The 23,509-nt window shown below is 62.3% G+C and carries 32 protein-coding genes; 12 read left to right on the forward strand and 20 right to left on the reverse strand.

Annotated features, from left to right (window positions below; translation table 11 throughout):
* Window positions 1–4: 4 nt before the first annotated feature.
* From rimM to RA29_RS01265, 15 genes are all read right to left on the reverse strand, one after another.
* Window positions 5–511, reverse strand: coding sequence for a ribosome maturation factor RimM (gene rimM, locus RA29_RS01200; RefSeq protein WP_039682122.1), 507 nt, complete (start codon window positions 509–511; stop codon window positions 5–7).
* A complete protein-coding gene (locus RA29_RS23105) occupies window positions 504–641 on the reverse strand; it encodes a hypothetical protein (protein WP_193743435.1) in 138 nt (45 codons plus the stop codon). Before RA29_RS23105 ends, rimM begins: the two co-directional genes overlap by 8 nt.
* A 102-nt stretch (window positions 642–743) precedes the next feature.
* Window positions 744–1,370 carry a 5,6-dimethylbenzimidazole synthase gene (gene bluB, locus RA29_RS01205; RefSeq protein WP_039682124.1) on the reverse strand — a complete coding sequence of 209 codons (627 nt, stop codon included), beginning with the start codon at window positions 1,368–1,370 and terminating at the stop codon, window positions 744–746.
* A gap of 15 nt (window positions 1,371–1,385) precedes the next feature.
* Complete coding sequence (rpsP, locus tag RA29_RS01210) at window positions 1,386–1,775, reverse strand: 30S ribosomal protein S16 (RefSeq protein WP_039682126.1); 390 nt, start codon at window positions 1,773–1,775, stop codon at window positions 1,386–1,388.
* Between the two features lie 41 nt (window positions 1,776–1,816).
* Window positions 1,817–2,113 carry a chorismate mutase gene (locus RA29_RS01215; protein ID WP_039682127.1) on the reverse strand — a complete coding sequence of 99 codons (297 nt, stop codon included), beginning with the start codon at window positions 2,111–2,113 and terminating at the stop codon, window positions 1,817–1,819.
* Between the two features lie 108 nt (window positions 2,114–2,221).
* Entirely contained in the window at window positions 2,222–2,824 is a 603-nt protein-coding gene (locus RA29_RS01220; protein ID WP_039682129.1) for a GNAT family N-acetyltransferase, read from the reverse strand.
* Window positions 2,824–3,387 carry a GNAT family N-acetyltransferase gene (locus tag RA29_RS01225; protein ID WP_039682131.1) on the reverse strand — a complete coding sequence of 188 codons (564 nt, stop codon included), beginning with the start codon at window positions 3,385–3,387 and terminating at the stop codon, window positions 2,824–2,826. The genes RA29_RS01220 and RA29_RS01225 overlap by 1 nt, the downstream gene beginning before the upstream one ends.
* A 139-nt stretch (window positions 3,388–3,526) precedes the next feature.
* A complete protein-coding gene (locus RA29_RS01230; protein WP_039682133.1) occupies window positions 3,527–4,054 on the reverse strand; it encodes a GNAT family N-acetyltransferase in 528 nt (175 codons plus the stop codon).
* Window positions 4,051–4,572, reverse strand: a complete 522-nt coding sequence (locus RA29_RS01235) for a GNAT family N-acetyltransferase (RefSeq protein ID WP_039682135.1) — start codon at window positions 4,570–4,572, stop codon at window positions 4,051–4,053. The genes RA29_RS01230 and RA29_RS01235 overlap by 4 nt, the downstream gene beginning before the upstream one ends.
* Window positions 4,569–5,081 (reverse strand): GNAT family N-acetyltransferase, encoded by a 513-nt coding sequence (locus RA29_RS01240; RefSeq protein WP_039682137.1) that lies wholly within the window; start codon window positions 5,079–5,081, stop codon window positions 4,569–4,571. The genes RA29_RS01235 and RA29_RS01240 overlap by 4 nt, the downstream gene beginning before the upstream one ends.
* On the reverse strand, window positions 5,078–5,410 hold the full coding sequence (locus tag RA29_RS01245) for an NIPSNAP family protein (RefSeq protein ID WP_039682138.1): 333 nt from the start codon (window positions 5,408–5,410) through the stop codon (window positions 5,078–5,080). Before RA29_RS01245 ends, RA29_RS01240 begins: the two co-directional genes overlap by 4 nt.
* Window positions 5,407–6,903: a signal recognition particle protein gene (gene ffh / locus RA29_RS01250; protein WP_039682140.1), complete on the reverse strand. Its 1,497-nt coding sequence runs from the start codon at window positions 6,901–6,903 to the stop codon at window positions 5,407–5,409. Before ffh ends, RA29_RS01245 begins: the two co-directional genes overlap by 4 nt.
* 280 nt (window positions 6,904–7,183) lie before the next feature.
* Window positions 7,184–8,311: an aminodeoxychorismate synthase component I gene (locus tag RA29_RS01255; RefSeq protein ID WP_039682142.1), complete on the reverse strand. Its 1,128-nt coding sequence runs from the start codon at window positions 8,309–8,311 to the stop codon at window positions 7,184–7,186.
* 2 nt (window positions 8,312–8,313) lie between these two features.
* Window positions 8,314–8,607, reverse strand: coding sequence for a Dabb family protein (locus RA29_RS01260; protein ID WP_039682144.1), 294 nt, complete (start codon window positions 8,605–8,607; stop codon window positions 8,314–8,316).
* 165 nt (window positions 8,608–8,772) lie between these two features.
* Complete coding sequence (locus RA29_RS01265) at window positions 8,773–9,132, reverse strand: cytochrome c (RefSeq protein WP_152612892.1); 360 nt, start codon at window positions 9,130–9,132, stop codon at window positions 8,773–8,775.
* 154 nt (window positions 9,133–9,286) lie between these two features.
* Here RA29_RS01265 and RA29_RS01270 point away from each other — a divergent pair, with 154 nt between their 5' ends.
* On the forward strand, window positions 9,287–9,847 hold the full coding sequence (locus RA29_RS01270; RefSeq protein WP_241462525.1) for a DinB family protein: 561 nt from the start codon (window positions 9,287–9,289) through the stop codon (window positions 9,845–9,847).
* Here RA29_RS01270 and RA29_RS01275 read toward each other — a convergent pair.
* Together RA29_RS01275 and RA29_RS01280 are read right to left on the reverse strand one after the other, a co-directional pair.
* Window positions 9,844–10,305 carry a hypothetical protein gene (locus RA29_RS01275; RefSeq protein ID WP_039682150.1) on the reverse strand — a complete coding sequence of 154 codons (462 nt, stop codon included), beginning with the start codon at window positions 10,303–10,305 and terminating at the stop codon, window positions 9,844–9,846. The genes RA29_RS01270 and RA29_RS01275 overlap by 4 nt on opposite strands.
* Window positions 10,306–10,667: 362 nt before the next feature.
* Window positions 10,668–11,240 (reverse strand): NAD(P)H-dependent oxidoreductase, encoded by a 573-nt coding sequence (locus tag RA29_RS01280; RefSeq protein WP_039682152.1) that lies wholly within the window; start codon window positions 11,238–11,240, stop codon window positions 10,668–10,670.
* Between the two features lie 120 nt (window positions 11,241–11,360).
* Here RA29_RS01280 and RA29_RS01285 point away from each other — a divergent pair, with 120 nt between their 5' ends.
* Complete coding sequence (locus RA29_RS01285) at window positions 11,361–12,242, forward strand: LysR family transcriptional regulator (protein WP_039682154.1); 882 nt, start codon at window positions 11,361–11,363, stop codon at window positions 12,240–12,242.
* On the forward strand, window positions 12,239–13,129 hold the full coding sequence (locus RA29_RS01290) for a DMT family transporter (protein WP_152612886.1): 891 nt from the start codon (window positions 12,239–12,241) through the stop codon (window positions 13,127–13,129). Before RA29_RS01285 ends, RA29_RS01290 begins: the two co-directional genes overlap by 4 nt.
* On the opposite strand, the gene RA29_RS01295 is transcribed toward RA29_RS01290, so the two are convergent.
* Window positions 13,126–13,452, reverse strand: coding sequence for a metalloregulator ArsR/SmtB family transcription factor (locus tag RA29_RS01295; RefSeq protein ID WP_039682156.1), 327 nt, complete (start codon window positions 13,450–13,452; stop codon window positions 13,126–13,128). The two genes, RA29_RS01290 and RA29_RS01295, sit on opposite strands and share 4 nt — an antisense overlap.
* Window positions 13,453–13,490: 38 nt before the next feature.
* Complete coding sequence (locus RA29_RS01300) at window positions 13,491–13,700, reverse strand: hypothetical protein (RefSeq protein WP_039682158.1); 210 nt, start codon at window positions 13,698–13,700, stop codon at window positions 13,491–13,493.
* Window positions 13,701–13,807: 107 nt separating this feature from the next.
* Here RA29_RS01300 and RA29_RS01305 point away from each other — a divergent pair, with 107 nt between their 5' ends.
* The 7 genes from RA29_RS01305 to RA29_RS01335 all read left to right on the forward strand — a co-directional run bounded on the left by RA29_RS01305 (window position 13,808) and on the right by RA29_RS01335 (window position 18,493).
* Window positions 13,808–14,710, forward strand: coding sequence for a LysR family transcriptional regulator (locus RA29_RS01305; protein ID WP_039682160.1), 903 nt, complete (start codon window positions 13,808–13,810; stop codon window positions 14,708–14,710).
* Between the two features lie 186 nt (window positions 14,711–14,896).
* A complete protein-coding gene (locus tag RA29_RS01310) occupies window positions 14,897–15,232 on the forward strand; it encodes an AtpZ/AtpI family protein (protein WP_039682161.1) in 336 nt (111 codons plus the stop codon).
* A 15-nt stretch (window positions 15,233–15,247) separates the two neighbouring features.
* Window positions 15,248–15,997: a F0F1 ATP synthase subunit A gene (locus RA29_RS01315; protein WP_039682163.1), complete on the forward strand. Its 750-nt coding sequence runs from the start codon at window positions 15,248–15,250 to the stop codon at window positions 15,995–15,997.
* 58 nt (window positions 15,998–16,055) lie between these two features.
* Window positions 16,056–16,280 carry a F0F1 ATP synthase subunit C gene (locus RA29_RS01320; protein ID WP_039682165.1) on the forward strand — a complete coding sequence of 75 codons (225 nt, stop codon included), beginning with the start codon at window positions 16,056–16,058 and terminating at the stop codon, window positions 16,278–16,280.
* Window positions 16,281–16,392: 112 nt separating this feature from the next.
* Entirely contained in the window at window positions 16,393–16,929 is a 537-nt protein-coding gene (locus tag RA29_RS01325; protein WP_039682167.1) for a F0F1 ATP synthase subunit B', read from the forward strand.
* Between the two features lie 3 nt (window positions 16,930–16,932).
* Window positions 16,933–17,508 (forward strand): F0F1 ATP synthase subunit B, encoded by a 576-nt coding sequence (locus RA29_RS01330; RefSeq protein ID WP_039682169.1) that lies wholly within the window; start codon window positions 16,933–16,935, stop codon window positions 17,506–17,508.
* A gap of 169 nt (window positions 17,509–17,677) precedes the next feature.
* Complete coding sequence (locus tag RA29_RS01335) at window positions 17,678–18,493, forward strand: phosphate ABC transporter ATP-binding protein (RefSeq protein ID WP_152612887.1); 816 nt, start codon at window positions 17,678–17,680, stop codon at window positions 18,491–18,493.
* Here the strand turns inward: RA29_RS01335 and RA29_RS01340 are convergent, their stop codons facing one another.
* The gene (locus tag RA29_RS01340; protein WP_039682171.1) at window positions 18,494–19,261 is read right to left on the reverse strand and encodes an FCD domain-containing protein; all 768 of its coding nucleotides are present in this window, start codon (window positions 19,259–19,261) and stop codon (window positions 18,494–18,496) included.
* 252 nt (window positions 19,262–19,513) lie between these two features.
* Between RA29_RS01340 and RA29_RS01345 the strand changes: the two genes are divergently transcribed.
* Together RA29_RS01345 and smc are read left to right on the forward strand one after the other, a co-directional pair.
* The gene (locus RA29_RS01345; RefSeq protein WP_082029394.1) at window positions 19,514–19,918 is read left to right on the forward strand and encodes a hypothetical protein; all 405 of its coding nucleotides are present in this window, start codon (window positions 19,514–19,516) and stop codon (window positions 19,916–19,918) included.
* A 125-nt stretch (window positions 19,919–20,043) separates the two neighbouring features.
* Window positions 20,044–23,499, forward strand: coding sequence for a chromosome segregation protein SMC (smc, locus tag RA29_RS01350; protein WP_039682173.1), 3,456 nt, complete (start codon window positions 20,044–20,046; stop codon window positions 23,497–23,499).
* The last annotated feature ends 10 nt before the right edge of the window (window positions 23,500–23,509 follow it).

Here is a 23,509-nt window from a genome sequence, read left to right on the forward strand (position 1 = left end):
GCCCCTAGAACAACCCTTCGGGCGGGTCGGCGACAATGCGGCCTTTGGACAGGTCGACCGTCGGCACGGCGACTTTGGTGAAGGGTAACAACACGGTGGCCGTGCCGCCGGGTGCGTGGATTTCTAAAAGATCGCTCGCCCCGTGGTTTTGAACTGATTTGACCTTGCCCAGAGATGTGCCACCGGTGTCGAACACCTCAAGGCCGACAAGGTCGGTGTAGTAGAACTCGTCATCGGGCAGGTGGGGCAGCTGGTCGCGGCGGGCAAAAAGCTGGGTGCCTTTCAGCGCATCGGCATCCTCTTTCGTGGCCACTTCGGCGATGCGGGCGACGAAGCCGTTTTTCATGGGCCGAATAATGGCCAGCGAGAAGGACCGCGCGCCATCTTCGGTGGTGAGCGGGCTGTAGCTTTCGAGGTCCTCCGGATCTGCGCAGAAGGATTTGACGCGGACCTCGCCACGCACCCCGTATGCGCCGCTGATGGCGCCCACGCAGATCAGATCGTCACTCATTCCAGCACACTCCGTCGCGCATGACGCCACCCTGGGCCGCGCAAGCCTCGCTCGCCTGGCTGCGTTCGAACAGCAGACCGGCGACGAAAGCGATCAGGATCAGGATGGCAGTGCGGATCAATCCGAACATAAGGCGTGCCCTTTGCGGTGGTTGGTGCATTTGCGACACGTTGCAGGGCCTTGTCCAGTGTGTGCTGGCCGTGGTGTCTGTTTGCACCGCCCTGCCGCCGTCCTATCGCGTCTCGATCACCAGATCGTGCCGGTGTTCCCAGCCGGCGCGTTCGAGTTCGGGCGTATCGGCGTGCTCTTCGGGCCAGCCGACGCACATGTATGCGACGAGTGACCAGCCCTGGGGTATGTCGAGGTCGCGGCACAGTTGGTCGGGATCGAGGATAGAGACCCAGCCCATACCTAAGCCTTCGGCGCGGGCGGCGAGCCACATCAGGGTGATGGCACCCACCACGGAATAGCGGCGCATTTCGGGCATAGTGGCAGCGCCGAGGCCGCGCCCTTGGGTCGTGCTATCGTCGCAGAAAATCGCAAGATGTTCAGGGGCTTCGGCCATGCCGGACAGCTTGAGTTGGCTGTAGTTTGCAGCTTCGTCGCCATCGTAGCCTGCGAGGGCCTGCGCGTTGGCGGTCTTGTAATTTTCGAGCGCTGCGGCACGGGCCGTGTCGCTTTGCACGCGGAGGATCCGCCAAGGTTCGGACAGGCCCACGGAAGGGGCCAGCCGAAATGTGTCGAGGCAGCGCATCAGCACTGCCTCGGGCACTGGGTCGGTGCGAAAGCGGCGCACATCGCGCCGCCACGCCATCAGGTTCAAAAGTTGGCGGCGAAACTCATCCGGAAATGTGTCCACGCACCAAGCCCCTGTTTACTCTGCGGTTTCTTCTGCTGCAGCTTCTTCAGCTGGTGCTTCAGACGCTTCAGCAGCCTTGGCCGCTTTCTCTTCTGCGCGGTCCTTGGCTTTCTGGCCGGGCTCACCTTTTTTGGGGTTGTTGCGGTCTTTCTTTTCCACAACGCCAGCGGCTTCCAGCATGCGGCTGATCCGGTCGGTGGGCTGTGCGCCCTGACCCAGCCAGTATTGCACTCGCTCCATGTTCATTTTCACGCGCTCTTCGCTGTCTTTGGGCAGGAGCGGGTTATAGGTGCCCAGCTTTTCGATGTAGCGACCATCGCGGGGCATGCGGCTGTCGGCAGCCACGATGCGGTAGAAGGGACGCTTTTTCGAGCCACCACGGGCAAGACGGATTTTCATGGCCATTGTTTGTTTCTCCTTTAATGGCGGTGACGGGTAAATACCCGTTATTCTTGGTGTTTCTTGTGGTGCTGAATGACTTCAGCGATGATGAAGTTCAGGAACTTCTTGGCGAATTCCGGGTCCAGATCGGCCCGGTTTGCCAAATCTTCGAGCCGAGCGATCTGCGCGGCTTCGCGCGTGGGATCGGAGGGCGGAAGGTCGTGTGTGGCCTTGAGTTTTCCCACGGCCTGCGTGTGCTTGAACCGCTCGCCCAGGGTATAGACGAGGATCGCATCGAGCCTGTCGATGCTGGCGCGGTGGTCGGCCAGCACGTCTGCGGCGCGGGTGATGGCGTCGGTCATGGGCGACCCTTTCCGGGGCCGAAAAGGCTGGCAAACAGGGTGTCACCCCGCGTGCACCATCCGTGCACCCCTTGTGCACCCCCACCGTGCGGGTGGGGTAAGGTTTTGTTAATCAAGTGCCCATCCTTTCGGTTTGAACATCGGGTCGGCGTAGTGGCCGATTTCCATCTCGATCCCGTGCGCAAGTTGCGTGCCATCGAGCGCTTCGGGGGACGGGTGACGGTAGACTGCGTCGGAACCGTCGATGGTTTGCGCTGTCTTGTCCTTGACCGCGCCGAGCCGTTCGGCCAGCCGGATGCTGTCGAGGTTCATCGGGTCGAGATAGCTGACAGCACCCTCCCAACCATTCGCGTAGTAGTGCGCGCGCACCGCATGGGTCGCTTCGAGCGCGTAACCCTTGCCCGCTTTGTCGGGCCAGATGATCCAGGCAATCTCGCGTTCCGGCCAGCCTGCGGGCTGCCAGCCCCCGGCCATGCCATAGGTGTCATCCGTGTCCTTGTCGTGGATCATCCACATGCCGAAGCCGCGGATGTCCCAATGACCGATTTCAGCGGCGTAGAGCATCCACGCCTCGTAAGCGTTCAGCGGGCCGCCCATGAAACGGGAGCGGTAGGAGGCAAAGGTGGCCTTGAAGTTCGGATAGTCCTCCGGTTCCGGCCCGCGCAGGACGAGGCGCTGGGTTTCGATGACGGGGATGGCGGCGTGAGACATCACATCACCTCCCGGACGTAGCGGTAGATGAGGGTGGTTTCGCCATCTTGGGCGATCTCGCCATCTGGCAGGCCGCCGAGGCGTTGCGCCAGCTTGATCGAGCGCGCGTTGGCGTGGTCGATATAGGAGACGAGCGTGGACCAGCCGAGGGTTTGGAAAGCGTGGGTGAGGGCGGCTTGTGCCGCTTCGCGTGCGATACCTATCCCTTCGGCTTTCTCGGTCAGCATGAAGCCCAGTTCGGGTTCGGGGTCGCCGGGCTCAAAGCCCAGCACGACGAAGCCCGCGATGTCGCCCGCATGCCCGATAGTCCAGAGACCGTAGCCGTGCAGGAGCCAAGTTGAGGTCATCTGGGAAAAGTCGAGCCAAGCGTCTTCGCGCGTCATTGGTCCGCCCAGATGCTTGCCGCGGTCGGTGCAGGCGATTTGGGCGTAGGTGTCGAAATCGGTCACGCGCGGGGCGCGCAGGATCAGCCGGTCGGTTGCGAGGGTCGGCAGATGGCCTTGGAGCGCGATGGCGAAGAGGGAGGCCGCGCCGGTGCGGGGCGTTTCGCAAGGGAAGGTCATGGGCGCGCGCCTTTCCAAAAGGACGCGCTGCCGCGCGACTTCATACTGGCGGCGGTTGAAACGTGAGCCCGTTTGATCGGGTGCGCGGCCTGTGGCTGATCGGCCCTCCGGGGGGGATTTTTTTGAAACAGGGAAGGGGTCATGTCAGCGCCTCCGGTCCGGGGTGCCGCCAGAGTTGCATGGGGCCGAAGCGTTCGTGCGTGAAGTCGCTGTCGTAGGTGGCACCGAGGCGTTGTGCGACGCGGGCCGAGCCTTCGTTGTCCACTGCGATCAGGCTGATGAGGGTGGTCCAGCCGAGTGTGTCATAGGCATAGTTGCGGGCAGCGCGGCCTGCTTCGGTGGCGTAGCCTTTGCCCGTGGCGCCTTCGAAGAGGTCCCATCCAAGCTCGTTTTCGGGGAAGCCCTCGGGGTGCCAGAGGCCCACGATGCCGACGGGGTTCTGCGTGTCCTTTTCGATCAGCGTCCAGCGGCCAAAGCCGCGCAGGACCCAGTGGCCTGCTTCTTGTGCCAAGCTGCGCCAGCTGAGTTCACGGCTGAGCGGGCCGCCGACGAATGCCGCGCGCGGGGAGGCGTAGAAGTCGGCCAGCGCATCGAAATCCGTGAGCGCGGGGGGGCGCAGGATCAGGCGCTCGGTCTCGAGCGTGGGGGCGGTGAAGGTGACGGTCATGCTGCGGGCCTCGGGTGGCGGTAAACATAGGCCTCTTTGCCGGGGTCCTCGGCTTTTTCATCGCGGACCGCACCCAGCCGTTCTGCCAATGCGATAGAGCGGGTGTTCGGGTAGGCAATGTAGCTGACGATGGTGTCCCATTTCAGTGTGGTCCACGTGTAGTCGATGACGGCCTTGGCCGCCTCAAATGCGATGCCTTTGCCTTCGATGGCGGGGTCGAAAATCACCCAGCCGACTTCTTGTTCCGGCCATGTCTTCGGGTTCCAGTGGCCGACGATGCCGAGGGGCGTATCGTCGCCCTGATAGGTGACAACGAACATGCCGTAGCCGCGCATGACCCAATGGCCGATTTCGGTGCAGAAGAACTCCCACCCGCGTTTGTCGTCCTTCGGACCGCCCACATATTGCGCGCGGTCGGTTTTGTAGAATTCGATGAAGGTGGGCGCGTCCTGTGGTTTGGGGGCGCGCAGGGTGAGCCGTTCGGTTGTTATGGTTGGGGTGCCGGTGAGGGTGATCATGCGGCACATCCATGGCGGTAGACCGCTGTTTCGTCCGGTGTTTCGCCCGTTGGCAGTGGCGCTTCGGGATCGTGTGTGGCGCCCAAGCGGGTGGCCAGCGCTTCGGACCGGGTGTTGTCGGGTGTGATATAGCTGACGAGGGATTTGTCGCCGTGGTTCGTGGTGAACCAGTCGCGTGCGGCGACTGCGGCTTCGAATGCGATCCCTTTGCCTTCGGCGTCTTCCATGAGCGTCCAGCCGAGTTCGGGTTCGGGGAAGTGGGCGGGGTGTTGGAGGAGGACCTCGCCGCAATAGGTACCGGTCGCTCGATCTTCGATGGACCATGCGCCGAAACCCATGAGCGACCAGCTTCCGATGGCGGCCGCGAATTCGGCCCAGGCGCGGTCGGCGTCGATGTGGCCCCAGCTGAATGTGGCGCGGGGGGAGGCGCAATAGGCCGCGAAGGCCGGGAAGTCGGCGGTGCGCGATGCGCGCAGGATCAGCCGTTCGGTTTCGAGGGTGGGGATCACAGGCCCAACTCCTCGACTGAGGCACCGTCGAGTATCGGGCGGGTGAAGGTGCGGTCAAAGCTGAGGATGCAGCCGGTGTCTTGGGCGTGCTGGTATGCGCGTTGGCATTCCCCGTTCTGCACCATTTCGGTGCGGTACGCTTCGTAGGCTGCCAGCGAGGGAAACGAGAACATGCACCACGCTTTGTTGTTGGCGCCCTCGTGTGGAAGGAAATAGCCGTGATGCGTGCCGCCCATGCGGTTGACGAGGTGAATCCACGCGCGTGCGTAGACCTCGAACGCATCGACCTTGGTCGGGTCGATCACATATGTGACCAGGGCGGTTATCATTTCTTCTTGCCGAACCCCGAAAGGCCTGGGGGCAGGGGCATGCCGCCGCCCAAGCCGGGGAGGCCGCCGGGCATTTTGCCGCCGAGTTGTTTGGCTGCCGCTTCGAGCTGGGCCTGGTCCATGTTGCCCATGTCGGGCATGCCGCCCTTGCCCATCATGGCCTGCATGGCTTTCTTCATCATGCCGCCTTTGCCCTTGCCGAGCTTTTTCATCATGTCGGACATCTGGCGGTGCATTTTCAGCAGCTTATTGAGGTCGCTGACCTGCATGCCGGAGCCTGCGGCGATGCGTTTTTTGCGGCTGGCCTGCAGGATTTGGGGCGCGGCGCGCTCCTTCTTGGTCATGGACTGGATCATGGCGATCTGCTGCTTGAGGATCTTGTCGTCGAAGCCCGCGTCCTGCACCTGTTTAGCCATTTTGCCCATGCCGGGCATCATGCCCATCATGCCTTCCATCCCGCCCATCTTGATCATCTGTTCAAGCTGCATGCGCAGGTCGTTCATGTTGAACTGACCCTTGGCCATGCGCTTCATCATCTTTTCGGCCTGTTCGGCCTCGATGGTTTCCTGCGCTTTTTCGACGAGGCTGACGATGTCGCCCATGCCGAGGATGCGGCCTGCGATGCGCTCGGGCTCGAAGGTTTCGAGCGCGTCCATCTTTTCACCCAGACCCACGAACTTGATGGGCTTGCCAGTGACGGCGCGCATGGAGAGCGCCGCACCGCCGCGCCCGTCGCCGTCCATCCGGGTCAGGGCCACGCCCGTGATCCCGATGCGGTCGTCGAAGTTTTGTGCGGTGTTTACGGCGTCCTGACCGGTCAGGCCGTCAACCACGAGGATCGTCTCGCGCGGGTTGGCGATGTCGCGGACCTGTTCGACCTGCGTCATCAACTCTTCGTCGATGGAGAGGCGACCCGCGGTGTCGAGGATGTAGACGTCATAGCCGCCCATGCTGGCCTGGGTCTTCGCCCGTTTGGCGATCTGGACCGGGGTCTCGCCCTTGACGATGGGCAGGGTATCGACGCCGACTTGCGCGCCGAGGATGGCGAGTTGTTCCATGGCGGCGGGGCGGGTCACGTCGAGTGAGGCCATCAGCACGCGCTTGCCGTCACGCTCGGTCAGGCGTTTGCCGAGTTTGGCGGACATGGTGGTCTTACCACCGCCTTGCAGACCCACCATCAGGATTGGGGCGGGGGGGCTGTCGATCTTGAGCGCGTCGGGTTCACCTTCGCCCGTGAGGGTTGCGACGAGGGCGTCGTGCACGATCTTGACGACCTGTTGGCCGGGGGTGATCGACTTGGTGACGGCTTGGCCCGTGGCCTCTTCCTGCACGCGCTTGATGAAGTCGCGGGCGACGGGGAGGGAGACGTCCGCCTCAAGAAGCGCCACGCGAACCTCGCGTAGGGCGGTTTTGACGTCGTCTTCGCTCAGCGCGCCTTGCTTGGTCAGCCGGTCGAAGACACCGGAGAGGCGTTCGGAGAGATTTTCAAACATGGGCCTTCATCCTTTCGACCGTTGACGTTTGCCTGACACGTAAGTGCAAGCGGTGCAGACCCCAAGAAACAGACCCAAACGAAAAGCACCCCCGTGGGCGCAACGCGCTGACGGAGGGCGATCCCGGGCATATCCCAAGGGACCGGAAGTTTACGGACTTCCGGGTGTTGCGGGCGGGTTAAGTGAGGGTGACCTGTGAGTCAAGGGGTTTGGCGGGAGGCCTAGACCCTGAGACATGGTCTTGGTTCAGGCAGTTGAACCAGACGCCGGGCTTGTCCCATCAGACAGCGTATCGGGATTTGAGAAGCGCTTCGGCGTATTCTTCGTCTGCCTTGCTGTCATGCACAATCCCGCCGCCCACATTCAGCGTGGCAACCCCATCTTCTGTGCAGGTTACCGTCCGGATCGCGACGTTGAACTGCATCGATCCGTTGGGGGCGATCCAGCCGATTGCGCCGCAATAGGCACCACGCGCTTCGCTCTCAAGGGAGCGTATGACCTGCATGGCTCTGATTTTTGGCGCTCCGGTGATCGAGCCACAGGGAAACAGTGCCTCGAATACATCGTGCAGCGTGTTCTGTGGTGGCAACTGGGCCGTGATGCGGGATGTCATCTGGTGCAAGGTGGCGTAGGTCTCAACCTTGAAAAGGTCAGGCACTCTGACGCTGCCCAGTTCAGCCAACTTGCTGACATCGTTGCGCAGTAAGTCCACGATCATCAGGTTTTCCGCTTGGTTCTTCTCGGAGTTTTTCAGCCATGCGGTTTGTGCGGCGTCCTTTTCCGATGTCGCGCCGCGCGCAGCTGTCCCTTTCATCGGTCTGGTTTCAAACAGGCCATTTTCATCAATTGTAAAGAATAACTCTGGTGATCGGGACAGAAGCACCGGCCCGCCAAGATCAACAAAAGCACCATGTGGAACGGGTTGCCTGGCGCGGAGTGCGAGGTACAGCTCCAGCGGCTGTTCCGTATATTGCGCCCTTAATGGGAAGGTGAGGTTGGCTTGATAGATGTCCCCGGCCAGTATGAGCTGCTTCACCTCTGAAAAGGCGGAAGCGTACTGCGCCTTGTCCCATAAAGGCGTCAGAGGGCCGAGTTTGGCGGTGTGCGCTGGTTCCTCAAATTGAGCCGTTTGCGGCGCTTCGAAGACACCGAAACAGAGAAGCGGCACGGTCCTGCCCGTCGGAAGTAGGCTCTTCAGTTTGTGCGAAAACAGGTAGCCGAGTTCGTAGCTGGCATATCCGGCCAACCAATACCCCTCTGCCCGTGCGTCTTCGATGGCGGCGAAGGCTGCGGTGACGTCCTCGGGGGTGTCGGCGCGTATTGTGCGGACGGGATCAACAAATGCAGTCCCTCCCGAAAGGGGGCCGCAATCGAAGATGACCTGTCTTTGGTCGGAATGGTTTGCCAAGTCTAGAAATCGGCTGCGATGCGCAGATCACGCAACGGGCGCACCACCTCGATGGATTTGAGGTAGAGCGGGTGAGCCTTGTAGGCGGACAGCGCCTCTGCGCTCGCAAACTCAGCGTACACCACGACGTCTACCTCGTTTGAAAATGCGTCATCACGGGTGTTCTGACGCACCTCGAACACCTCGGAATGGGGAATATCCGCCAACAGCGACAACCCATCGATGATGCGAGGTAAATCCGCTTTGTTCTTGGCGCTGAAGAAGACGACATGTCTGATGTTTGGACGGGCTGTCATGGCACCTCTGCGGGTTTTTGTGTGTGCAGATCAATCGCCCGTCCATTAGCCACAACGCAGACGCGCGACCAGAGCAAAAAACCGGGAAGCAGACATGCGCTGAGCTTGCAGCATGTGGCGGAAGGGGGCTCGGAGCAGCCCTGGGCGTGTCCGAGCCTATTGCGCCTATTCCTGAATGCTTTCCAGATAGGCCATCAGGTCCACGATGGGTTTGCTGGTCAGGATCGGCTGGCCGGTTTCGGCCTTGAGCGCTGTGTCCTCGCCCTCGAAATACCAGCCATAGACCGGCATGGGCGAACCGTGGCTGACCAGCGGGTCGCGCCCGTCGATGCGTGAGACCACGCGGGCGATTGGAAAGGTGCCGTCGTTGCGCGCTGCCAGATCATTCAGGCTGGGCGGTTGCAGCAGAAGGGCCGGGCGCATAGGGCCGTTGCCGTCCGCATTTACACCGTGACAGGTGGCGCAGTGCCGTTGATAGAGTGTCGCGCCGATTGACACGTCCTGCGCCCAGGCGGTCAGGGGCATGCTGCCAAGCAAAGCTAAGGTGGCGATGAGCTGTTTCACGGGGCGTCTCCTGTCTGTTACGCTGTTCAGCGTAAGGAGCGCTGCGGGGGGCCGACCTGATCTTGATCAAATGTCGGTGGCTTTTCCGCGGGTGGGCAGGAAAAGGAAGATGGTCATGACGCAACTCTTCGTGCCGCAGGCCTACAACAATGCCTGGTCAAATCACCGACTGCATCGCGCCTGCGCTGGGCTGACGGACAAAGCGCTGGCAAAGGAGCGTCCGTCGTTTTTCGGGTCGATCATTGCCACGCTCAATCACATCCTGATTGTCGACTGGTTCTATGTTTCTGCGCTGGAGGGGGCCTGTATCGGTGCGGCGGCTTTCGAGCCCGAAGTGCCCCATCCGGAGCTGCCTGCCCTGCGTGCCGCGCAGCGCGAGGTAGATCGCCGTTTGATTGCCGTGACCGAGGATGCCACGCTGTCCGACCCGGAGCGCATCGTTCGGATGTTGCGCAGCAGTGGTGTGCAGGAGGAGCGGTTTGATCGTACCTTTCTGCATCTCATTCAGCATCAGATTCACCATCGCGGCCAGGTCCATGCGCTTTTGAGCATGACGTCTGTCACGCCGCCGCAGTTAGACGAGTTCTACATGGCGTGGGAGGCCGATGCGGCGTTGCGCGCCCGCGATCTGGGTGAAATGGGCATGACCGAGGATGATATCTGGCGCGGACGCTAGATGGAGCGTCGGTAGGCACGGAGCCAGTCATTGATCGCATCTGCCGTCTGTTTTGGGCCATTGCCGGACACATACGCCTCGACCAGCGGGTATGTTGGCCTGTCGTGAAAGGTCAGTGTTGGCCGGGCGGTGTCGGAGAATGCCTCGACCTCCGCGTGGCGGACATGGGCGAGAGGGTGCACAGCGTTGCGGTAGCGAAGGAGGGTGCGGCGCTGGATGGTGACTGTGCCAGCGCGGGCGTCGAAAATGACCTGATCACGCTGGATCGCCAGCGCAAAGATGCCAAGCGGCACGCCTGCGCCAAGCAGGACGGTCGGCAGCCCGGCGGTTTCCCCGGCGACCAGCAGGGCCAATCCCGCTGCTGCGCACGCCACGATGCACACGATCAGCCCTCCGCCGAGCAGCCAGGGGGCATGGGCCAGGATCAGTTGTGTCGGCAGGTTGCGGACGACGGTCATGGTGGAACGCTAGCGGCAACAGAAGCTCTCCCACAAGTCTTGGAACCCGTATGGCTCCCCGCGCGTTAACTATTTGTTAACGTATTTCGCGTTGCGCAAACCATGAAGAAGGATGCCTTTTGAAACCTGTATTTTTCGTTTTGACTATCACTGCCTTGTCTGTGCCTGCCGCCCTGTCGGCGCAAACCCAATCCACTCTGTCCGTATCTGATACGTCTGTCGTGTTTCATGGCGGCGGGTGCCGCAAGTCCTCGCCCCCCGGCCAATGCTGCCATGCCGGGTCGCAACCCTATCATTGTCATTGATCGCAAAAGCCTCCGCCAACACGACGGGGGCTTTTTATTTTCAAAGCAGCTGGCTGATCAGGCCGCCAGTTTCTCAATCTCCGCCTTGGCCTCGGCGATGGCCTCTTCGCCCTGAGCCATGACGCGGTCGGCTGCGATGACTTCGACCTCGTGAATGCCGATGAAGCCCATCACGTGCTTCAAGTAGTCGGTGGCAAAGTCGATGTCACTGCCCACGGGGGTGCCGCCGGTGGCAACCGCGATGATCGCACGCTTGCCGTTGAGCAGGCCGACGGGGCCGGTTTCGGTGTATTTGAAGGTCAGACCGGCACGCGCGACCAGATCAATCCACGCCTTCAAGGCGGCGGGGATGCCGAAATTGTAGACCGGTGCGCCGATGACGATGGTGTCTGCGGCCTTGAGCTCCTCGACCAGTGTATCGGACAGGGCAAGGGTGTCGCGCTGGGCCGGGTCGCGGTCGTCGGCGGGGGTGAAGTTGGCGTTGACCCAGGCCTCGTTGATCTGGGGCAGCGCCTCGCTCAGGTCACGGCGGATGACATCGCTGCCAAGCTTGGCAACGATCTGGGCGCTCAGGTCGCGGGTCACGGAACCTTGGGTGCGGGCGGAGCTGTCGATGTGCAGGATGGTCATGGTCGGGTCCTCTCTGGGATGGATGTGTCGTCTGCCCTCAGAATTGGACCTTGCAAATTTGAACGCAATTCCTGAAACTCAACAGCATCTGTTAGCATTTGCACAAAGAGCTTTGGACCGATGGACAATTGGGACGAGATCAAGACCGCCTATCAGGTGGCGCGTATGGGCACTGTCAGTGGCGCGGCAGACGTGCTGGGTGTTCACCACGCGACGGTCATCCGCCATATCGACGCGCTTGAGGGGCGATTGGGCGTGAAACTGTTCCAGCGGCATGCCCGCGGCTACACCCCGACCGAGGCGGGCGATGATCTGTTTCGCGTTGCCCAAGCCACCGATGACCAGTTCAGCCAGCTTGTTGGTCGTATCAAGGGGCGCGGTACGGAAGTGTCGGGCGAATTGGTCGTAACCTCACTGGTGAACATGGCGCCGCGCATGGCCCCGGTGCTGACGGAGTTTCAGCAACAGCATCCCGATGTGGTGGTCCGCTATCTGACGGGCGAGCGCCTGTTTCGCCTGGAATATGGCGAGGCGCATGTGGCGATCCGCGCGGGCAACGCGCCGGATCAGCCCGACAACGTGGTGCAGCCTTTTGTTCGCCAGTCCATGGGGCTGTACGCGACCAAGCAATATGTCGAGGCGTATGGGCACCCGGAGGATCTGAAAACAGCCACGGGCCACCGTTTTGTCAGCCACGATTCCGCGGATAACCGCGCACCGTTTCATCAGTGGCTTCGTAGCCAGGTGGCTGAGGATGACATCACATTCCGCTCGACGGATGTGCGCGCGCTGGAACAGGCTGTGCTGGCGGGTGCTGGTATCGGCTTCCTGTCTGTGCTTGAGGCGCGGGCCAATCCAAACCTGGTGGAGGTCATGACCCCGCGCGAGGACTGGTCCTCGCCCCTGTGGCTGGTGACCCATGTGGACCTGCATCGCACCAACAAAGTGCAGGCATTTCTGAGCTTTCTGAAAGAAAAATCCAAGAGCTGGCACGTTCTGTGACGCCAGCCCTGCGCGGACATGCGGCGATGCTGTTGTTCTCTGCCCTTGTGGCGGGGTCGTTTTCGCTTGGGGCGATGGCGGCGAACGAGATTGCGCCTGCGGCCCTGAATGCTGCCCGCTTCTGGATCGCGGCGCTGGTCATTGGGGTTGCCGTCGTGGCGCGGGGCGGTGTGCCAGGCCAAGCGCTGCGGGCACCGTGGCGCTACGCGGTGCTGGGCGGGCTGTTTGCCATCTATTTCGTGCTGATGTTCGAGGGGTTGAAGACCGCGGCACCTGTAAGTGCGGCGGCGGTCTTTACCCTCACCCCCGTGATGTCGGGGGTGTTTGGCTACATTCTCTTGCGTCAGATCACGACCCCGCGCATGGCATTCGCTCTGTCCGTCGGTGCCGCAGGTGCCTTGTGGGTGATCTTTCGTGCTGATCTGTCCGCTTTTCTTGCGTTCGAGGTGGGGCGCGGTGAAGTCATCTATTTCTTCGGATGCGTGAGCCATGCGATCTACACGCCGATGGTGCGCAAGCTGAACCGGGGTGAACCGGCGGTCGTCTTTACCTTCGGCATGCTGGTTGCGGGGGCGTTGTTGCTGACCCTGTGGGGCTGGCGGGATCTGGTCGCGACGCCCTGGGCAGCGTTGCCTGGCATCGTGTGGGTCACGCTGATCTACGTGGCCCTTTTCGCCTCTGCCGCCACATTCGTGCTGTTGCAGTTTGCGACGCTGCGCCTGCCGTCGGCCAAGGTGATGGCCTACACCTACCTGACCCCAAGCTGGGTAATCCTGTGGGAAGTGGCGCTGGGCAATGGTGTACCGTCTGGCATCGTCTGGGTTGGCGTTGGTCTGACGGTGATCGCCCTGTCGCTGCTGTTGCGGGACGAAGAGCGGCTGGCCTAGCTGCCAGGCAGCTCATTTTCGAGAAACCTTTCGAATGCATCGAGGTTCACTGGCTCGAACTGCCCAAACCCCTGCATCCAGACAGAGGCCCCGCGCATCGCGTCCGGGTCAAGCTTGCACCATTTCACGCGACCGCGCTTTTCCTGCTGGATCAATCCTGCGCGGGTCAGGATCGTCAGGTGTTTGGAGATCGCGGCCAGCGACATCTCGAACGGTTCGGCCACGTCGGTGACGGCCATGTCATCCTCAAGCAGCATCGTCAGGATCGCCCGCCGGGTCGGGTCGGCGAGGGCGGAAAAGACGGTGTCGAGCGGATCGGCCATGGCCTGTCATACCGGGGCTGCGGGCCAAGGGGAAGCGATCAGAGATAGGGGTGCCTGTTCTCTTCCGATGGCCAGCGGTGTTTCATTTGTGCGCGTTGCGACGGGGTGAGACCGATGTCTTGCGCAATGTGGTCTGTCATTGGGGGTAGGGCGGTGCCCTCCGTTTGTTGCGCTTTGCGGTGAAAGCGCAGGAATTTTGCACAGGTCGAGAGGGCGCGCAAAAGCGCGTTCTTGTGGGTGATCTGCATGAGAAGCCCCGTTTTCAGGAGGTGTAGGCTGAATATGACCCGCAGTCCGTCGTGGGGCAAACAGAGTTCCTTGACATGACTTGTGCGTTTTTTGCACGCTTGTGCTTATGTCGCGTACCCTGCCACCCCTTAACGCCCTGCGCGCATTCGAGGCTGCGGCCCGGCACGAGAGCTTTACGCGCGCCGCGGAAGAGTTGGGCGTCAGCCACTCTGCCATCAGTCGCCATGTGCGTGGGTTGGAGGCGCGGCTGGGTGTGCATCTGTTCCGCGACGCATCGCGCGGTGTGGCGCTGACGGCGGAGGGCGGGCACTACCTGCAGCGGATTACGCCCGCCTTTGATGTTATCAGTGACGCGACCGAAGGGCTTTCGGATACACCGGCAGGTCGCGTGGTGGTGAATAGTGAATCGCTCTTTGCCAACAAGGTGATCGCGCCGTTGCTGCGCAAATTCCAGCAGGACCTGCCCGACATCGAGTTGCGTCTGATCGCGTCTGATCAACTTGCTGATCTGGACCGGTTCGAGGCCGATATGGCGATCCGTTTTGCCCATAAGGGTGCGCTTGATGTCCCGTCCGATCTGGTGAGTGACGCCAAGCTTTATCCTTTTGCCGCGCCTGACCTTGTACCCGGCAACCGCATCCGGGCCGAGCATCTGAGCCAATACCATCTGTATCGGGATCGGCACGAACTGGTTTGGACGAAGTGGTGTGCGCTTGCGGGGCATGATCCGGCGCTGGTGAATGAAGGAGAGTGGCGGGCGCGTGTGCCACTGGCTTTTGAGGCGGCTGTACATGGTGCTGGTCTGTACCTCGGCTCAGCCGATTGCGTCGCCGTTGAAGTGGGGGGCGGGCGGCTGGTTCAATTGTCGGATGTTGGCTTTCGCATGGGATCCTTTCATCTGCTGACGAGCGGGCAGGCGGCACGCCGCAAGGCGGTTCGGAGGGTGCGGACCTGGCTGCTGGATCATACCCGGAACTTTCGTAGTGGCGAAAATCAACCAAGTGGTTGAACATGCAGATCGGTCTGAAAGTGGCGTTCGGGGCGGGTGCGGCGCATTGGCGCCTGTCTCCGTTGTTTCAAAAATATACTATAAAACAGTTGGTTAGCTGCCCGTTCAGCAAGCGCTTGAGCGCGTTGACTCACACCGCACCCCGACATATCCAACCCTCAATCCAAATGACGGGATGAAAGGCGCGTGACTGACCCCGAAGACGCAGATCGACTAAAGGCCCTGAGTGCCCGCATCGAAGCCGTCAAGGAAGAGCACGCCCCGAAACCCCGCACGCCGGATCCTCACTCTCAGGCACAGCTGGCCTGGCGCATGGTGATCGAACTGGTGGCCGGTCTTGGGATCGGGTTTGGCATGGGATACGGACTGGACGCGCTGTTCGGTACTTCACCGTTTCTCATGATCATTTTTATCTTCCTGGGCCTCGCGGCCGGCATCCAGACGATGATGCGCAGCGCGAAAGAGGTCCAGAGACAGCGAGACGCGGCAGATGCCGCAGATGACGACGCCCGGCAGGGCTAGGACGGAGAGAGCCGGATGGCAGACGAAGCAAAGAGTGGCGGTGGGCTGTCCTTCAAGCCCATGGATCAGTTCGAAGTCAAATCGCTGTTCGGTGGCGAAGTTGGCATGTTCACGATCACCAACGTGACGCTTTGGCTGGCGCTGGCCGTTCTTGCCGTCATCGGCCTGTTGGTCCTGACCACATCCAAGCGTGAGACCGTGCCGGGTCGCGGCCAGTCCATCGCCGAGCTGATGTACGGCTTTGTCTACAAGATGGTCGAGGATGTCACCGGCAAGGACGGGATCAAGTACTTCCCGTACATCATGACGCTATTTATGTTTATTCTCTGCGCCAATTTCCTGGGTCTGATCCCGATGTCGTTTACCACGACGTCGCACATCGCAGTCACCGCCGTGCTTGGCTTCGGCGTGTTCATTGCTGTGACTGTGCTGGGCTTTGCGTTGAACGGCGCAGCCTTTCTCGGCCTGTTCTGGCCGACGAGCGCGCCGCTGCCCCTGCGCCCGGTGCTCGCTGTCATCGAACTGATTTCCTACTTCGTGCGTCCGGTCAGCCACTCCATTCGTCTGGCAGGCAACATGATGGCCGGTCACGCGGTCCTGAAAGTGTTCGCTGGCTTTGCCCAGGTGGCAGCCATCGCACCGGTCGCTATCGTTGGCGTTATGGCGATCTACGGGCTTGAAGTGCTGGTGTCGGCCATCCAGGCCTACGTCTTCACGATCCTCACATGCGTGTACCTCAAGGACGCGCTGCACCCGCATCACTAATGCACCGCGAGGGCGGACCCCTCGCAGCATCCAACTTCCAATCGTAAGGAGAATTAAAATGGAAGGTGAACTCGCACACATCGGCGCTGGTCTCGCAGGTCTTGGCACGGGCCTCGCGGCTCTGGGCGTGGGCAACGTGGCTGGCAACTTCCTTGCCGGCGCTCTGCGCAACCCTTCGGCCGCTGCTGGCCAAACAGCTACTCTGTTCATCGGCATCGCCTTTGCAGAAGCCCTGGGGATCTTCTCGTTCCTCGTCGCTCTGCTGCTGATGTTCGCCGTCTAAGCTTCTCTGGCGACATTCCTTACGGTCGGGCGGCGTGATACAGTCGCGCTGCCCGATGTAACGGCTCGCAATTCGGCCCTGCATGCAGGGTCCACTCAGGGGAACGACCGATATGGCGGAAAACACAAACGCTGCAGGTGAAGTCGCAGCTGGCGCGCCTCCGGGCATGCCGCAGCTGAACACGGACTACTTTGCCAACCAGATTTTCTGGCTGATCATTACGCTTGTGGTGATCTATTTTGTGCTGTCGCGCGTGGCCCTGCCGCGGATCGCAGCCATCCTTGCCGAACGGCAGGGGACCATCACGAATGACATCGCCGCGGCCGAGGATCTGAAGGCCAAGGCGGAGGCGGCCGAGGCTGCCTATGAAAAGGCACTGGCGGACGCCCGCGCCGAAGCACAGCGCATCGCGGGTGAGACCAAGGCGGCTATTCAGGCTGACCTCGACGTCGCCATCGAAAAGGCGGATGCCGAGATTGCGGCCAAGGCCGCCGAGAGCGAAAAGGCCATCGCCGAAATCCGCGCCGGTGCTCAGGACGCCGTCAAAGAGGTGGCCAAGGACGCCGCGCAGGACATCGTTGCGCTGATGGGTGGCAAGGCTGACGCAAAGGCGATCACCGCTGCCGTCAACGACCGGATGAAAGGATAAGTCATGCGTTTTCTGACCCTTACGTCCATGTCCGTTCTGGCAGCCGGTCCCGCGCTTGCGGCATCCAAGAACCCGTTTTCGGCGGAGTTCTGGAAGCTGAGCAACACGGACCTGATCGTTCTGATCGCGTTCATCCTGTTCATCGGGGTCCTGTTCTACTTCAAGGTTCCTGGCATGATCGGGAAGATGCTGGACGACCGCGCGAGCGGCATCCAGTCAGAGATCGACGAAGCCCGTGCTCTACGGGAGGAAGCCCAGACCTTGCTGGCCTCTTACGAGCGCAAGCAGAAGGAAGTTCAGGCGCAGGCGGACAAGATCGTCGAACAGGCCAAGAAGGACGCGGAAGCCGCTGCCGATCAGGCCCGTGCCGATCTGAAGACGTCGATCGAGCGTCGTATGGCCGCCGCCACAGACCAGATCGCGTCGGCTGAAGCGAGCGCTGTGAAAGAGGTGCGTGACACCGCCGCAGCGGTTGCTGTGCAAGCTGCACGCGACGTGATTGCCAAGCAGATGACGGCTACCGACGGCAACAAGCTGATCGATGACGCCATCGCCGAGGTGGACGCGCGACTGCACTAAGCCTTTGCTTCCTAGCGGAAATCATTGAACCCCGGCCGCTGCGCCGGGGTTTTTCGTGTGTGAACCTTTTGTGAAGTTTTGCTTGGGCTTGGCATGGATCAAATGAGGCGCGCACGGCCGTCGCTAGGCGTTGGGAAAGGCCCTGTTTCCCAGCCCAGCGAGGTTCTCAATGTTCGACACCCAGACGACCAAAGACACGCCCACCTTTGCACATCGCCGCAACAGCCCACCCATCATGACGGTGCGCAACCTGTCGCTGCACTACGGTGAAAAGCTGGCGTTGGACGACGTCAGTTTCGACCTTTATGCCAACGAAATCCTCGCCTTTATTGGTCCGTCCGGGTGCGGGAAATCCACGGCTCTGAAATGCCTGAATCGCATGCATGACGGGGCCCGTGATGTGCGGATCGAGGGCGAGATCCTGATGCATGGAGAGGACATTCACGGCCCGGATATCGACCCGCCGTTGCACCGGCGGCGCTTTGGTTGGGTGGCACAAAAGCCGAACCCGTTTCCGACGACGATCTTTGACAATGTCGCCTATCCTGCGCGGCTGCATGGGCTGACCCGAAACCGGAAGGCGTTGAAAGCGCATGTAGAACAATGCCTTAGGCGGGCGTGGCTGTGGGATGAGGTGGCGGGCCACCTGATGGTCAAAATCGGGACAGACCTGTCCGGGGGGCAGCAGCAACGGCTTTGCATTGCGAGGGCGCTGTCGACAAAGCCGGAGGTGTTGTTGATGGACGAACCCACCGGTTCCATCGACCCGATTGCGACGCAGCGGATCGAGGATTTGCTGGTGGAGTTGAAGGCAGAACAGGCGATCGTCATCATCACGCATTCTATGGCGCAGGCGCGGCGGATTGCGGACAGGGTCGCCTATTTCCACCTTGGCAAATTGCTGGAAGTGCAGCCGACCGAAGCGATGTTCGCAGCCCCCCAAACTGCGGAGGCGCGGGCCTTTATAGCGGGCAAGATGGGGTGATCAGGTGGTGGTCTCGTGGTCGAGCCGCTGGCGCGCGATCTCTTCGTTGTGCTCGGCCTTTTGCTGGTCGCGCAGGGCGCGTTCGACATAGTCGAGATGGGCGTGGACGGCGGTGCGGGCGGTGTCGGGGTCGCGGGCTTGCAGGGCCTCGTTGATCTGGCGGTGTTGGTCCAGAAGCGCCTGCCGTGTGGTGCGTTGCTTGAACATGACCTGACGGTTGTAGAACACACCATCTCGTAACAGTTGGTACATCGACCGCATCATGTGGAGCATGATGACGTTGTGGCTGGCTTCGATGATCGCCATGTGGAATTGCGCGTCAAGCTGGGCTTCTTCCTCGCCATTGCGCTTGGGATGGGCGGCTTCCATCTTCTCAAACACCTTTTGCACGACCGCCAGATCAGTGTCCGACCCTAGCCGTGCGGCACGCTCGGCGGCCAGTCCCTCCATGTCGCGGCGAAAGCTGAGATAGTCGAAGACGGCCTCGTCATGGCGGGCGAAAAGTTCCGTTAAAGCAGGGGCGAAGGCAGAGCCAAGGACGTCGGCGACGTAGACACCCGCGCCGGGTTTGGCGACCAGCAGGCCCGTCTCTTGCAGGGTGCCGATGGCGTCGCGCAGGGAGGGGCGGGAGACGCCCATGCGTTCGGCGAGATCCCGTTCGGGGGGCAGCCGTTCACCCGGGCGCAGGATGCCGCGCAGGATCAATTGTTCGATCTGGCGGATCACGGCGGCGGATAGTTTGTCGGGCTGGACGGGGCGAAAGGGCATGGTCTCTCCTGTCGGATTGGTAAAATCATATGACCAATGTTGCGGGGGTGCAATCGGAGAGCGGTCGGGGTGAGTCGCGGGCCGCGTTTACCTTGTTTTCATAGAGATTGACGCCGAAAACAGGGTGTCACCCCCTGTGCACCCTGCGTGCACCCCCTGTGCACCCCCAACGGGCGCTTGGACGGTGGTTAACGCAACGCGCGGTGGGTTCTGTTCACCGGATGTTAACCAAGTGTCGGCTTTGCTGCGCTCATGCGTTTCCTTCTGTTTGCCTGCCTTACCCTCGCCGCCTGCAACACGCCTGGCCCGCATTTTCGCGGTTTGCCCGCCACCACGGTCACGGTTGACGGCTCCACCTTTGACGTACGCGTCAACGGGCGGCTGGCGGAGGCGCTGCGGACGAACATGCAGTATGCGCCGCGCTTTGGTCCCATCAGACAACGCGCGGCCAAGGCGATGGAGATCGTGAGCGGCTGCGAGGTCAAGGAGGTGCGGGGGGATCAAGCTCTGGCCACTGGCATTCTGGATTGTGGCAAGGGCGGTCCGTCCGTCGACCGGCAGGTGCCGCAGGACGAGCTAAGCTGTTACACGCTCGACAGCTATGTCAGCCCGGCCACGGATGAACTTGTGCTGGCCGTGGATTGCGACGTGATCTGACGCCGCTGCCCGCAATATCTTGTGGATAAACCCGCCCAAATCGCAGTTTGTGGGGGCGTGGCGTTGACAGCTTTGCCCATGGCCGTCCACCATGCCAGCCCAACCAGACTCACTTTGGGGGCCGCGTGCGCTTTTCCAAACTCCGACTGACAGGCTTCAAATCCTTTGTCGATCCGACAGATCTGATCATCGCGGACGGGTTGACCGGCGTGGTCGGCCCCAATGGCTGCGGCAAGTCGAACCTGCTGGAAGCGCTGCGCTGGGTGATGGGTGAGAACCGCCCCACGGCGATGCGCGGCGGGGGGATGGAGGATGTGATCTTTGCCGGCGCGTCGACCCGGCCCGCGCGCAACTTTGCCGAGGTCAGCCTGCACATCGACAACTCGGAGCGTTTGGCCCCCGCCGGGTTCAACGATCAGGACGCGCTGGAGATCGTGCGCCGGATCACGCGGGATGTGGGCAGCGCCTACAAGACCAATGGCAAGGACGTGCGTGCGCGTGATGTGCAGATGCTGTTTGCCGATGCGTCCACGGGCGCGCATTCGCCCGCGCTGGTGCGGCAGGGACAGATTGCGGAGCTGATTAACGCCAAGCCGAAGAACCGGCGCCGCATTCTTGAGGAAGCGGCTGGGATTTCGGGCCTGTATCAGCGGCGGCATGAGGCCGAGTTGAAGCTGAAAGGGGCCGAGCAGAACCTGGCCCGCGTCGATGATGTGATCGAGCAGTTGGCGGCGCAGTTGAACCAATTGGCGCGGCAGGCGAGGCAGGCCGCGCGGTATCGCGAGATTGGCGATTCCCTGCGCAAGGCCGAGGGGCAGTTGCTGTATCGCCGCTGGCGCGAGGCGGATGATGCGCGGGCGGCGGCGGATGAGGAGTTGCGCGCGCGGACCACGGCGGCGGCGCAGGCAGAAGGCGCTGTGCAGGTGTCGGCCAAGGCGCGGGTTGCTGCGGAGGATGCCTTGCCCCCATTGCGCGAGGAGGATGCGATTGCGGCGGCTGTCTTGCAGCGTCTTGCGGTGCAGCGCGATACGCTGGCGGATCAGGAAGCGCAGGCGGAGCAGGCGATTGAGCGGCTAACCGGGCGGATTGCGCAGTTGGCCCGCGACATTGAGCGCGAGGGCGGGCTGAACAAGGACGCGGGCGAAACGATTGAGCGTCTGGAATGGGAAGCGGCCGAGATTGCCAAGGCGAGCGAGGGGCATGAGACGCTGCTGGCAGAGGCAGCCGAGGCGGCGCGCGAGGCGGGTCAGGTCTTGCAGGCCCGCGAGGGCGATCAGTCGGACAAGACCGAGGATGTGGCGCGGCTGGCAGCGCGGCATGGGTCGGCGCAGCGGCTTCTGGAAGACAGCCGTAAGGTTGAGGCGAAGTCGGAGGCTGAGGCGGAGAAGGCGCGGGCGGCTGTGGCGACGAGCCGTGCGGCTTTGGACAAGGCGGGCGTGGATTTTGAAGCTGCCGAGGCGGCGTCGGCCGAGGCAGAGGCGACGGCCAAGCGCGCCGACGCGGCGCTGATCGCGGCGGAGGAGGCGCGGGCCGAGACCCAGTCGCGTGAGGCGGATGCCCGTGCGGAGCGGTCGGAGGCAGAGGGCGAGATGAACGCCTTGCGCGCTGAGGCCGGGGCGCTTGCCAAGCTGGTGGAGCGGGATACGGCTGAGGGTGGTCAGATCCTCGACCGGTTGCAGGTGCAGCAAGGGTTTGAAAAGGCGCTTGGTGCGGCTTTGGCCGATGATTTGCGCGCCCCGCAAGTTGAGGCGGATGGGCCGTCTGGTTGGGCGGTGTTGCCTGCCTATGACGTGGATCAGCCTTTGCCGGAGGGGGTGACGGCGCTGACGGAACACGTGTCGGTGCCGGAGGTGTTGCAGCGCCGGATGTCGCAGATCGGGCTTGTTGACGCGGATGATGCGGCGCGGTTGCAGCCGCTCTTGAAGCCCGGCCAGCGGTTGGTGTCGCAGGAAGGTGACGTTTGGCGTTGGGATGGTTTCCGTGCTTGGGCCGAGGATGCGCCGAGTGCGGCAGCTTTGCGCTTGCAGCAGTTGAACCGGTTGGAGGAGTTGAAGCAGTCGTTGGAGCGGGCCACGTCCCGTGCGGATGGTGCGCGGCAGGCGCATGAAGCTTTGACGGCGCGGATGGCGGAGTTGGCTGAGGCTGATAAGTTGGCCCGCAATACCCGTCGTGAGGCGGACCGGATGGTCGCAGATGCCGCACGGGCTTTGAGCCGGGCGGAGGCGGATCGCAATCTGGCCGAGGGGCGGCTGGAGTCTCTGGGCCTCGCCGTGACCCGGCATGAAGAGGATGCGATGGCGGCGCGGGCGCGTGTGTCGGAGGCTGAGACGGCGCTGGCTGATTTGCCCGATCTGGAGGCCGCGCGGGCGGAGGTTGAGGACCTGCGCATGACCGTTGAGGCGGCGCGTATCACGATGATGTCGCGCCGGTCGGCCCATGATGATTTGCGCCGCACGGGCGAGGCTCGCGTGAAGCGCGCGCAGGAGATCACCAAGGAGATCAGTGGCTGGAAGCACCGGCTTGAGACCGCAGAACGGCGCACGGCGGAACTGGTGGACCGCAAGGTGACGTCCGAGGCCGAGTTGAAAGAGGCGCAGGCGGCGCCCGGTGAGTTGGCGGCCAAGCGTGAGGCTTTGAGTGACGAGATTGCGCGGGCTGAGAGCCGCAAGGCCGAGGCGGCCAATGCGCTGTCCGAGGACGAGGGCAAGTTGCGCGATGCGACGCTCGCCGAGCGTGAGGCGGAGCGCTTGGCCTCCGAGGCGCGCGAGGCGCGGGCCCGGTCTGAGGCGCGGTCGGAGGCGGCGCGGGAGACCGTGGCATATGCCGCGGAGAGGATTGCCGAAGAACAGCAGATGACGCCGAACCAGTTGCTGACGGCTTTGGATGTCGTGCCGGATCAGATGCCGGGGGCGGAGGCGTTGGAGACTGAAGTGGGCCGGTTGAAGCGCCAGCGGGATGCGCTTGGTGCTGTCAACCTGCGGGCCGAGGAAGACGCCAAGGAGGTGCAGGAAGAGCATGACACGCTGGTGGGGGAGAAGGCCGATCTGGAAGAGGCCATCAAGACCCTGCGCAGCGGCATTGCCAGCCTGAACCGTGAGGGGCGGGAGCGGTTGTTGACCGCGTTCGAGCAGGTCAATTCGAACTTCTCTCTGCTCTTTACCCACTTGTTTGGTGGGGGCGAGGCGAACCTGGTGATGGTCGAAAGTGAGGACCCGCTGGAGGCGGGGCTTGAGATCATGTGCCAGCCGCCTGGCAAGAAGCTCTCGACGCTGAGCCTGTTGTCAGGCGGGGAGCAGACCTTGACCGCGATGGCGCTGATCTTTGCCGTGTTCCTGGCGAACCCGGCGCCGATCTGTGTGCTGGACGAGGTGGACGCGCCGCTCGATGATGCCAACGTGACCCGCTTTTGCGATCTTCTGGATGAGATGTGCCGCCGGACGGACACGCGGTTCCTGATCATCACGCACCACGCGGTGACGATGGCGCGCATGGATCGGCTGTTTGGTGTGACCATGGCGGAGCAAGGGGTGAGCCAGTTGGTGTCGGTGGACCTGAAGAAGGCTGAGACGATGGTGGCCTGAGGTCATCACC

This window comes from Tateyamaria sp. ANG-S1 (genome assembly GCF_000814025.1).
Classification (GTDB): domain Bacteria; phylum Pseudomonadota; class Alphaproteobacteria; order Rhodobacterales; family Rhodobacteraceae; genus Tateyamaria.